Origin of the sequence: Mycoplasma sp. 744 (assembly GCF_034863305.1) — a bacterium.
In the GTDB taxonomy this organism is placed as follows: Bacteria; Bacillota_I; Bacilli_A; order Mycoplasmatales; family Metamycoplasmataceae; genus Mycoplasmopsis.
On record NZ_JAYFFF010000001.1, the window covers coordinates 229,186 to 241,392 of the forward strand.

The window sequence follows — 12,207 nt, forward strand, 5'->3', positions numbered from 1 at the left end:
ATTTAACTTATTATAAAGTGGTTTACTCCTTAAAATTTAAGGAGGTTTATGATTAAACAATTAAAAAATTATGCCTTATTTCTTATTATTAATTTAATAGCTAAAAAGATTCTTTGAATAACATTTATTGTTTTTTTGGTTATTAATTTTACATTAAGTTTAACTTTATCATTAGTAAATCAAAATTACTGAGATACTAATTTAGTTATTTTCGTTAATTCATTTATACAAATAATTTTTACTATTTTTTATAGTGGTATTTTATATATCAATATTTTTAAGGAATTAGAAGAAGAAGGAATGGAAATTCTTTCTTTAAGTAAACCACTCAAGAGAAAAAATATTTATTTAGCTAAAACTTTAATTGCAATATTTATTGCACTTATTTACAGTTTAATAATAATGTTATTAAACTTAATTTTAACTTTAATAAACTTAGAAATAATATTTTTATATTTAATTATTAGTTTTTTTGCTATATTTTTTGTTTTTATAATTTTTGGTACTTTTACATCATTATTAGCTTATAAATTAAATGCTAAAATTGCCTTAACTATACCTTTTGTTATTGCTATGCCTTTAATTGTTGGAGGAATTTTATTAAATAATCAATCCACTTCTAAAGCTAATAATTTAGCTTATTATCTTAACTTAGAATATAAAGATAATTTAGCAGGGAATATAGCTAATTTAGAAACATTTTATCTTAATAATAAAAAAGATAATTTTTATATTCTGCCTAACGGTTTTGAAAAAAATAATTTTACTGATAAACAAAAATTATTTTTAGAACGAACTAATAATTTAGCCAATTTTTCTAACTTACCATTAAGTATTTATTCTTGATTAGCATTACCTTATCAAATGATGGATATTTTTAATTTAAATAATAAAAACTTATTTACTAATAATATTAGCAATAATTTAAAGCAATATTTATATTATACTCAATTAGATTCGTATTTATATAATTATGATTTACAAGAAGCAAATTTAAAAAAATTTAAAATTTGAGAAAATGAAAATCAATATCAAAAATATATTGTTCCGGCATTATTAAAAAATGATTCAATTTTTGAAAATATTATCAATACTGATATTATTTATGCTCGGGAAAACGCCGAATCCTTTACTATTAGTTTTCCAGAAGATGAATATGTTTTTTCAGCAAGTGATAATTTAGTTGGAAATATTAAATGAAAATATATTAAAGAAATATTAGAAGATTCAAATTTTGCAACTTTTATAAATGATTGATTAGAAGAACAAAATAATAAATTAAATCTAAATTTAGAAAAGAGTCTTAATAAAAAACAATTATTAACTAATTGAAGTTTGTTAATAAATGATGAAAATAATTTTTTAAATCGTTATCAAAATAATCAAGTTACTATTTTTAATACTAATAGTATTAGTAATAAAATAATTAAAACACAAATAGAGAAAAAAATTTATCTTACTGTAGCAATGCTTTATTACATTTATTTTGCACGAAATAATGAAGCTTTATTAGAAATTATTTTAAGTAATGATAATGTTAATTTAGAATCTACTCCAAGTGTTTTTAAAGTAAAAATAAATAATTTTAATTACTATATAGGTGGTTTTGCTTCATATAGTGCTATGCAAGAAGTTAGAGAAAAAAATAATGAGAAAAAAATTATTATTCGTTATTCATTAAATAAAAATGATAATTATCTTTTTCAACCGCTTGATCAAATTTACGAATTAAAAAGATCTACACAAGTAATCAATAAAATGGGTTATGTTGCAATTTGAGTGATTTTATCAATAAGTTTAACTTTAATTAACACTTACTTATATACTAAAAAGGATTATAAATAATGGATAATATCTTAGAAGTAAAGAATTTTAAAAAGATATATGTGTCTAATAAACATTCAAGTGGTGTTTTTGGAGTTGATTTTGAAGTTAAAAAAGGTCAATTTCATGCTTTTATAGGAGAAAACGGTGCAGGAAAAACTACAACAATTAAAAGTATTGTAGGTGCTTATAATAATTTTGAAGGAAAAATTCTTATTAATAATTTAGATAATAATAATGAAAAAAGCAAAAAATTTCTTGGTTATGTTCCAGAAAATGCTGTTTTTCCTAAAGAATTAACAACCTTTAAATATTTATTATCATTAGCTAAATTAAATAATTTAACAAATAAAGAAGCAACAATAAAAATTGAAAGCTTGTTAAAAGAATTTGAAATAAGTGATTTAAAAAATGTCAAACCTTTTAATATGTCTTCTGGACAAAAAAAGAAAATTTTATTAATTCAAGCTTTAATGTTTGATCCTCAATTATTAATTTTAGATGAACCAGCAGCTAATTTAGATCCTACGGCCAGATTTAATTTATTTAGAATATTGAAAAAATTAAATGATAAGGGTACGACAATTTTTATTTCTTCACATGTTTTAAGTGAAATTGATAAATTTGTAGATTCTTTAACTTTAATACATTTAGGCAAAGTTTTATACAACGGGAATAAAACTAAATCTTTAGAAGAAATTTTTTATGAAAAAATTATCAAAAATAATTAAATGTTTTTTAACATTAAATCTTTTGCCAACTTTTTTATTAACTTCAGTTGCTTGTTTTAATATTAATAAGGAAAAAAATATTCTTAGAAACAACTGAGATTTTACACCCAAATTTATTGATACTGTTGATAATAATCTTTTAGATTTAACCAAAAAATTTATTCCAAATCAAAGTGAGTTTAATGATTTTATTGATGTTCAGAGTCAAATAGATAATAATCTAATTAATGAATTAAATTTTTCTTTAATTTTTGCACCTTTACAAGATGTTAAAGTTTTATCGAATTCAGGAAATCAAAATAAAAAAACTAATCAATCAATTTCTAATTTAAAACAATTTTTAAAAAATAATTGATTTTGATATTTAAATAATTTAGAAAAATTAATTTTTGCTTTTAATCCATATGGTAAAGATTATGATATATCTTTTAATAATAAAGTGGATAATTTTAATGAATTATTAAAACAAAAAATTAATGATAATACTTTGTTATTTAAATTTAACAATAAAACAATTGACAAAATTATTACTAAAACTTTTAATTTAAATGAACATGATAAATTATTGAATAAAAAATTGTTTTTTATAGTTCTAGAACAAAATAAAATAATGTTACTTTTAAGTTATGAAGAAAATCAAAAGAAAAATATAATTATACTTCCTGATTTATTTGTAATAAGTGATATTAATTATTTAGATACTTTTATTGAAAATTTTTTATTAATTTTTCAAGAAGAATGAACAAAAAATTTAGAGAAAAATATTAATTATTTAAAATCTATTGATGATGATTTTGATGTTAATAATTATTTAGCAATAAATAATGATAGTAAACTTTTTTCATTTTATGATAGTGATAATTATGCTGAAATTTTTAGTAATTTAGTTTTAAATTTTCAAACTAAAAATATAACAATTGAAAAATATATATGGAGTTATATAGATGATCAAAAAAATTACTAGTATTTTGTTTTTAATGTTTTCACCATTAGTTTCTCTTTCTTGTGTTAATTATCAAGAAGCTCAAACTTTTGAAAATTTAATCGATCATAATTTAGATCATTTAAATAATATAAGTTCTAATGAAGAAATTCAAACTCAAAACATTTTAACGCAATTATTAAAAATTGTTTATAAAAATAATGAAACTGTCAAAGTAGAATTTTTAAATAAACAAAATAATACTAAGAAAATAGAAAAAGAATTTGAAAATTTAGCACAAAATACTCAAAATTTGGTCGTAGAAATTGAACAAATAAATAAAAAAATTTCAGAGTTAAATGAAATGCAAGCTAGAATAGATTTTTTACCTTCATTTTTTTCACAAACTCAAAAAGATCAAGTCAAAAATGATTTATTAGAACAAAATAACAAACTAAATGAATTAAACAAACAATGAGATACTTATAAAGAAAAAGTTGGCTTTTTAATTAGTAAAAATTGATATTGATATTTTCAAAATTTAAATAAATTTAACTTTGTTTTTTATAAATATATTGCTCAAGAACTTATTGACGCAGTTAAACTAAATGATAATCAAATTGAAAATGATTTTGCTCATTTAATTACAAATGAATATATTGATAAAATTAATAATTTATCAGCTTCAAAAACGTTTAAAGTTGCTAATAATTATTTACAAAATTTAATTCTTGGTGAAGAATCATATGAATTAAATAATACAAATGTTTATTATTTAACGTCTAATAAAACTGTTTATCGTTTAGTAGTTAATAATTTTAATAGTGATAATAGCACTTTAGTAATAGAACCGTATATTTGATATTTTGAAAATTTGAGAAAACCTCAAATTTCGACTGCTTTAGTTGCATCTGTGTATCATTACACTAAAGTGCATAAATATGTTAGTGGTTATAATCAATTTATTAATGATTTAGTTGATAAACAACGTTATGGAGAACCTGCCTATGTTTTGCCTATTATTAGGGAGCAAAATGAATAAATTAAAGACTTTGTGATCTATTTTATCATCTGTATTAATTTTTACTACTACTATAGGATGTACTAACCATTTAAAAAAAACTCAAGTACAAGCAGATACAACACTTGTTCTTAAAGAAAATGAATTTGATTTATTTTTAAAAAATCAGCATATTCAAGCTTTATTAAATCTAATTTATAAAAATGATAATTTAACTAAAGAAAAATATATTCAATCTCAAAAGAAATTAGATATAAATTATTTACTTAAATTAAAAACTGCATTAAGATATGCTAATAATTTAACTTATTCATTAAATTTTAATCGTAATAGTTTTTTTGGTGTTAATAAAGCTAGCATTTTGGAAACAAATGAAAAATTAATTAAAGAATTTACCCGTACAAATTGATTATTTTATTTATTTAATTTTTCTAAATTAGTTTTTGTTCAAGATCAAGATAATCGAGGTGATGATGCTAATAGTGCTCTTTTAACCGAAAGAGATAGTGAAAATCTATTACTTTATCAAACTTTTTATCAAGCACAAAATAATCAAATTAATGATTATGTAATTCAAGAATATGCTAATGATGATTTTGCTCAAGAATTAAGAGTTTTTCTTTTAACTCAAGAAGGTTTTATTATTCGTATTAATATTGAATTATACAAAGAAGAAAATTTATCACCTTCAGTAGAAATTTATGGATATATTAATACTTATCCTAAATTATTAAATAGTAATAATAAAAATAACTTTTTTAGTTTATTTAAATATATTAGTGACACAAAAGGTTTTGCAGATGAAAATTTAAATTATAGTGAGAGTCAAAGAGTATTATTTAATGATCATTATGGTGGTATAGAATTAATTTATACTCTCGTTGATATAAAATAAAAGCACATTAGTGCTTTTTTAAGTATAATATCAAAAATTGAAAAGGAGGTTTGGATGATAAATTTAATTAAAATGTTGCCAACTAAGTTAAAAAATTTATTTTTATTAGGTGCATTTATAGTTTTAATCAATGTATTTTTAACTTTGTTTTTTCCTAATTTAATATCGCAATTTATTAAGTTAATTTTTAGTCAAAATCAAAATGAATTAATTTCAATTGAAATTTTTAAAGGTTTGTGATCATTTGCTCCTGCTGAACATAATGTAGTATTTAAATGGTTATTAATTGCCGTTATTTGTTTAATTGTTATTAATATTACTTTAACTTTTTTTGCAGTTTTAATTATTATTTATGCTTCAGAAAATACCTCAAAATATTTAAGAATAAAATTATTTGAAAAAATTCAAACTTTATCTTTAAAAAATATTGCAGATTTAAAAAGTGAAACTATAATAACATGTGTTTCTAATGACATTGCTATTTTTTGAGAATTTTTAGTAAATGGAGCTACCACTTTAATAAGAGGAATCTTTTTAGCGCTTGGCAGTACAATTTTAGCTTTTTTAGTTGATCCTAATATGGCTTGAGGAATTATGGGAATTATTCCTGCTTTGTGCATTTTAATTGGTGTAATTGCTTATTTAGCTATACCTTTGTTTAAAAAAACTCAATTAAGCATAGAAAGTTTAACTAAGGACATAAATGAAAATGTTAATGGAATTAGAGTTATTAAAACTTATAATTTAGAAACCAAACGCATTGATCAATTTAGCTTAAAAAATCTTAATTGATATAAAATTTCTTTTAAAAGTGAGATTATTTTTTCCACAGCTCAACCTGTTTTTTTTATGTTAATTAATTCTTTAATTGTTTCTTTATATGCTATTGCTTATAATTCTATTAATAATAATCCCTTAGATAGTACTACATTAGTTAATTTAAACGTCATGATTGATTATTTATACAATATTAGTTTTGGTATTATGATGATGGTAGGTTTTTTATTTTCATTTTTTAGAGCGAAAGTATCTGCATCAAGAATTAATAATATTTTTAATACTAAAGTTGATAATTTATTAAGAAAAGAAGGATTAATTTTAGACAGTAACTATGATATTGAAGTTAAAAATTTAAACTTTAAATATTATGAAAGTGCAGAAAAAAATGCTTTAAATGATATTAATTTTAAATTAAATTATAAACAAACATTAGGCATAATTGGTCCTACAGGTGCAGGTAAAAGTACTTTGGTTAATTTATTAGTAAATAATTATGTTTATAATGATGGTTCAATTTTAATAGGTAATAAAGAATTAATGCAATTACAAACAAAAAATATACATGATAATGTTGGAATAGTTTATCAAGAAGCATTAATGTATACAGGTACTATTAAATCCAATTTACTTTGAGCAAAAGCTAATGCAAGTGAAAAAGAGATGCAAAAAGCGTTAATCAATGCTGATGCGTGAGAATTTGTTGACAAATTTGATGAAAAATTAGATCATCCAGTTATACAAGGTGGCAAAAATTTATCAGGAGGTCAAAAACAACGTTTATCCATTGCTAGAGCATTATTGAGAGAACCGAAAATTTTAATTTTAGATGATTCTACTTCAGCATTAGATAATATAACTACTAAAAAAGTTATTAACAATATTAAAAATAATTACAATTGTACTACTATATTAGTTTCTCAAAAAATTGCACCAATAAGAGATAGTGATTTAATTTTAGTTATGCAAGATGGAAATATTTTAGCTCAAGGAAAACATAATGATTTAATAGTGAAATGTGATTTATATAATTCCATTTATAAAAATCAATTAGATCAATAGAAAGGAATTTGTATGCAAAGAAAAACTAAAAAAAATGCAAATATTTCTTCGTTAACTATTCTTAAGCGTTTTTATGGTTTTTTAGATCCTGCTAGTAAAAAATTATTAATTATTGGAATTATTTTTGCTTTATTTTCAGCAATATCTACCATTAGCGCTACATTATTAACTGGTCAAATTGTTACTTTAGTTTTTGAACCTGTAATCTTTGCACAAAAAGACTTAAATTTAAAATTATTTATTATTTTATCTACTGCAATGTTATTATTAAATTTAGCTTATGCAATATTTGGATATTTACAAAATAGACTTTTTGTTAAAATAGCTTATTTAAGCGCTAAAAAAATGCGTCAAATAGCAATGAATAAATTACTTTATATGCCTATTGCTTTTTATGATAAAGAACAAACGGGCGATTTAATATCTACTTTAGTTAATGATATTAGTAATAGTGCAAATGCTATAACAAGGTTTTTAACACAAGTATTTACTAATGTTTTTTCTATTATTTTCACTTTTATTGCAATGTGTTTTATTAGTAGCACTTTAACTATAATAATTTTAATTCTGGCAGTTTTGTTAATGTCAATAAGTGTTTTTATGACTAAAAAAGCTCGTCCAGCCTTAATAGGTACACAAAATGCTTTTGGAGATTTAAATGCTTATTTAGAAGAGATGTTAAATAATGCAAAAATTACTCAAACTTTTGATGCTCAAGAGCCAGCACAAATTAAATTTAATAATATTACAGATAAAATTTACAAAAATGCTTTTGTTGGTGATTTTTTTCAAAGAATTTTTGATCCTTGATTTATTTTTGCTTCTAATTTTATTGTTATCTCTGCTATTTTATTAGCTTTAATTTTTAAAAATAATAATATTTCAGTTTATGGTATAAGTTATTCAACGCCAGATTCGGGCTTTGTTATAGCTTTAATTAGTTTAATTTACGGATTAATGGGAACTATTCAAGTTTTAATTACAATGGTTTTAAGTATGCAATTAGGATTTGCATCTTCAACTAGAGTATTTCGCTTAGTTGATTTAATTATTCCTCAAGAAGAAACAAATACAATTAAATTAGATAATCCGCAAGGTTTAATTAATTTTAATAATGTAAGTTTTAAATATAATAAAAACTCATCCAAATATCAACTAGAAAACGCCTCTTTTTATGCTAAAAGCGGACAAACAATAGCAATTGTCGGACCTACAGGAGCTGGTAAAACTACAATTATTAATTTATTAAGTCGTTTTTATGAATATGATCAAGGCTCAATTACAATAGATAATATCGAATTAAAAAAAATCAATAAACACGATTTAAGAGATATTATGGCGGTAGTTTTGCAAGATTCTTTTATGTTTAATGACACTATTTTAAATAATTTAAAAATTGCTAAACCAAATGCTACTAAAGAAGAATTTGAAGAAGTAATTAAATTGGTTGCAGCTGATAGTTTTATCGCAAGATTGAAAAATGGTTATGATACTATTTTAGAAAATAATGGTAATAATTTATCTCAAGGAGAAAAACAATTATTAGCTATTGCTAGAGCAATTCTAGGTAATAAAAAAATTCTTATTTTAGATGAAGCAACTAGCAATGTTGATTCTAATACTGAAAAAATTATTCAAAACGCTCTACAAAATTCTATTATGAAAAACAAAACTTCAATAGTTATAGCTCATCGTTTAAGTACTATTAGAAATGCAAATTTAATTTTAGTAGTAAATGCTGGAAAAATTATTGAAAAAGGTACACACGAAGAATTAATGGAATCAAAAGGCTATTATTGAAATTTATACACTTCTCAATTTAATTAAAAAATAATAAAAAATATGAAAAAATATTTTTTTCATATTTTTTATTATTTCAAACTAAATATATTTATTAAATAGAATTAAATATAAAAATATTCTTGTGAGTTACTGATGAAAAATAAAAACAAATAGAAATAATTAATAATTTTATATGTATTAAAAATAGCAATGTTAAAAATATCGTTATATTAATTATTGCTTATATTTTGCTATTTTAGTTTTTGGTTCTATTTTATTAAAGTCACGTAATACGTTCTTCATTCAATTGAAAATAAAACATAAATGAAACATGAATTGAATTATTTCTTATGTTTTTTATTTTTTTCATTAATGAGTATTATTTCTAAAACACTTTTTATTATCAACGACAATGAAAAAGATGAATTCAAAAAAATAATATATATAAAATGTAATAAGTAATAAACGTGCTAATTAAGTTTTTTAAATACAAAAAAAGAATATTTTATAACTTAAAGTACAACATTCTTTTTTATTTTTTGTAAATATAATTTTAAAAATTTTAATCTTATATAAAATATTAGTTTATTATTTTTGCAAATCTATGTAATATTTTTTAATTTTATTAAATGTCTTGCTTCTTAAACCAAAACTATAAGCTATTTGATAATACGTGTTTTTTTTAATTGGATTATTTTCATTATTTGCAACTAATATATATATACGCGAAATAAAACCTAAAACACTAAAAAATAAAATAATTAAATTAATAAAGAATAAAACAATAATTAACGGTAATAAATTTATTGGACTATTATTTAGTATTTGAATTAATATATATCATATTTTTGCAAAAATATCATATATAGATATTAAAGCAGCAATTAAAGATATTACCAGAATAATTATTGTCTTTTGATAACTATTAATTTTTTTTAAAAAAGTGTTAACTTTTTCAATCACATTAGTATCTAATTTTTTTTCAGTATTATGCATTTTCTCCTTTTGTTTTTCTTTTTAAAAGAAATGAATTTATATAAAGAAGCACTAAATATATTTTTTTAATTTTAAGATCATTATAATTAGATTTATACAAGTTTATTATTTTCTCTATTGTTTTATCTATTTCATTTTCATATTTTAATAGTATTTTTGTTTTATTAGATCTTTTTGAAAACTCAAAATATTGACTGTCTCATTTATATTTTTCCATATTTTCAACTTTTGAAAATTCTTCTATCATTCTACTTTTATTATCTAAAGTATTTTTAATTGCATTTTCTAATTGAAAATATTTATCATTTAATATGATTTCTAAAAATAATGTTATTAAGAAATTATCTATTTTATATACTTTTAATAATGAGCATAATTTATTTAATAACATTTTTTTATTATTTTGATTTATAACAAGTCCTTTATTATGACTGTTATTAAAGAAATATCAAATTGAACAATTGTTAATTAAAACTAATTTAGATATTTTATTAATTTCAAATATAAATTTAATTAATTTATTTTTACTTAAATTGATAATCATGAAATTAATATCGTAAATTATATTTTTTAATTTTAAAATATCTGCTTCATTTTTTTGTAGATAAAAAATTAACTGTAATATTTTTGAGATTAAAAATCAATTTCATTTATAGTGATTTAAATGTTTTTTCTTAACAATATATTTATCCAGAATGAATTTGCTAAACATTATTTCAACATCTATATTTAAATCTTTTATTTTGCCTTTTGCAAAAGTATCATTAATAAAAATTCATTCTAAATTTTCATTACTTTTTAAAATATTGAAATTTATTTTATTTTCTTTTGAATTAGTTAAATCAATATCTTTAACTAGACGATAATTTCAATTAAAAAACAAGTTTATACAAGTGCTTCCTTGTATTACAAAATTATTTGAAAAATATGTTTTAAGAATTTTTAATTGTTTTTTAAAATTGAAATTTCCTCAGACTTTTTTATTGCTGATTTATAACCAAAATATCTTAACTCAGTTAAATATGCTTTTTTATAAAGTTGATGTCTTTTTAGTTCATCTACTTCTTTATTTGCTAATATAAAAAATGTTTTGGATATTATTCCCAATGTTGAAAGCGTAATAATAGGTATACAAATAGATAAACTTATTACCAATGCTAAAATTTTATCTTCTCAATCATTTTTTAAAGATTTTATTGATATACCTATAATAACAAAAATAAATCAATTAAGAAAAAAGAATAAAACAATGCAACAAATTACAAGTAATAAAACATTTCTTGTATTATTATTTTTAAAACCCATTAAAGAATTTATTAATGAGATTTTTTCTTTATTATTTTCCATTTTAATACCCACCTGAAAATATTGACTCATACATTTGAGCTTGCTGTTTTTCTTTTTCTTGTAAATATTTTCTTTCGGCATTTTTGTATGCTTCGTTAGCATAGTATTTCATATCCCTTAGAGTTACTCTTAAAATATTATTAGTTATATTAAAATATTTTTTATACCAAGGAAGTTTTTCTATGTCATCAAACATATCAGAAATTAGAGTAATAATGACATTTATATTTTCTTTTGATTTTAAATATTCTTTTAAAGCGGTTGTTTTTACGTTAAGTGATGTTAATTCATTATTATCTCTTCCAAAAAATGAGTTTATTTCTTTCATTAAAGTTGGTATATATAATGCTATTTCAATTACTTTTATTGCTGAATCAATTCTTGGCTCTCCTGTTTGTATTTGACCTATTGTGTCAGAATAAGCAGAAGCAATAACACTACTAAATCCCTCTATAGCATCTATTATTTTAGCAAATCCATCTGATATTTGCTTGATAACATTTTTGAATTGTACTATGCCATAAACAAAATATTTAAATCTTCATTCTAAACTTCATCATTCTGAAGATGTTATGTATTTGGTAACTTCTTTATGATATTTTATAGAGTCTTGTTTATAAAGAAATTGTAAAAGTTCATTTTTTGAAACCTTTATTGATGCATTACCATTTTTACTAACTAAATTTACAAATTCCCCATGAACTTCATATAACAATTGATCCTTTAATTTATCTTGTGGTGATTTTTCTACACGAGAAATATATTCACCACCTCCTCCGTTTGGATCGATAAAATTAATATCATACATTAAAAACATATTTATTATCTCCTTTTTAACAAACTTTTTAAA

Annotated in this window: 11 protein-coding genes; 7 read left to right on the forward strand and 4 right to left on the reverse strand. The window is 20.7% G+C overall.

Annotated elements, in window-relative coordinates:
• The first annotated feature begins 48 nt into the window (after nucleotides 1–48).
• From VBM87_RS01130 to VBM87_RS01160, 7 genes are read left to right on the forward strand one after another with little or no spacing between them, the layout of a single operon-like run.
• On the forward strand, nucleotides 49–1,845 hold the full coding sequence (locus VBM87_RS01130; protein WP_323177003.1) for a hypothetical protein: 1,797 nt from the start codon (nucleotides 49–51) through the stop codon (nucleotides 1,843–1,845).
• Entirely contained in the window at nucleotides 1,845–2,555 is a 711-nt protein-coding gene (locus tag VBM87_RS01135; RefSeq protein WP_257076099.1) for an ABC transporter ATP-binding protein, read from the forward strand. Before VBM87_RS01130 ends, VBM87_RS01135 begins: the two co-directional genes overlap by 1 nt.
• Nucleotides 2,530–3,519 (forward strand): hypothetical protein, encoded by a 990-nt coding sequence (locus tag VBM87_RS01140; protein WP_323177004.1) that lies wholly within the window; start codon nucleotides 2,530–2,532, stop codon nucleotides 3,517–3,519. The genes VBM87_RS01135 and VBM87_RS01140 overlap by 26 nt, the downstream gene beginning before the upstream one ends.
• The gene (locus tag VBM87_RS01145) at nucleotides 3,500–4,519 is read left to right on the forward strand and encodes an aromatic motif membrane protein (RefSeq protein ID WP_323177005.1); all 1,020 of its coding nucleotides are present in this window, start codon (nucleotides 3,500–3,502) and stop codon (nucleotides 4,517–4,519) included. Before VBM87_RS01140 ends, VBM87_RS01145 begins: the two co-directional genes overlap by 20 nt.
• Entirely contained in the window at nucleotides 4,512–5,393 is an 882-nt protein-coding gene (locus tag VBM87_RS01150; protein ID WP_323177006.1) for an aromatic motif membrane protein, read from the forward strand. Before VBM87_RS01145 ends, VBM87_RS01150 begins: the two co-directional genes overlap by 8 nt.
• Before the next feature lie 54 nt (nucleotides 5,394–5,447).
• Nucleotides 5,448–7,232 (forward strand): ABC transporter ATP-binding protein, encoded by a 1,785-nt coding sequence (locus tag VBM87_RS01155; RefSeq protein WP_323177007.1) that lies wholly within the window; start codon nucleotides 5,448–5,450, stop codon nucleotides 7,230–7,232.
• Between the two features lie 12 nt (nucleotides 7,233–7,244).
• Nucleotides 7,245–9,059 carry an ABC transporter ATP-binding protein gene (locus VBM87_RS01160; RefSeq protein ID WP_323177008.1) on the forward strand — a complete coding sequence of 605 codons (1,815 nt, stop codon included), beginning with the start codon at nucleotides 7,245–7,247 and terminating at the stop codon, nucleotides 9,057–9,059.
• Nucleotides 9,060–9,602: 543 nt separating this feature from the next.
• Here the strand turns inward: VBM87_RS01160 and VBM87_RS01165 are convergent.
• From VBM87_RS01165 to VBM87_RS01180, 4 genes are read right to left on the reverse strand one after another with little or no spacing between them, the layout of a single operon-like run.
• A complete protein-coding gene (locus tag VBM87_RS01165; protein WP_323177009.1) occupies nucleotides 9,603–10,010 on the reverse strand; it encodes a hypothetical protein in 408 nt (135 codons plus the stop codon).
• Nucleotides 10,003–10,893 (reverse strand): hypothetical protein, encoded by an 891-nt coding sequence (locus tag VBM87_RS01170; protein WP_323177010.1) that lies wholly within the window; start codon nucleotides 10,891–10,893, stop codon nucleotides 10,003–10,005. The genes VBM87_RS01165 and VBM87_RS01170 overlap by 8 nt, the downstream gene beginning before the upstream one ends.
• Nucleotides 10,894–10,952: 59 nt before the next feature.
• Nucleotides 10,953–11,357, reverse strand: coding sequence for a hypothetical protein (locus VBM87_RS01175; protein WP_323177011.1), 405 nt, complete (start codon nucleotides 11,355–11,357; stop codon nucleotides 10,953–10,955).
• Nucleotide 11,358: 1 nt separating this feature from the next.
• Nucleotides 11,359–12,174, reverse strand: coding sequence for a hypothetical protein (locus VBM87_RS01180; protein WP_323177012.1), 816 nt, complete (start codon nucleotides 12,172–12,174; stop codon nucleotides 11,359–11,361).
• Nucleotides 12,175–12,207: the final 33 nt, after the last annotated feature.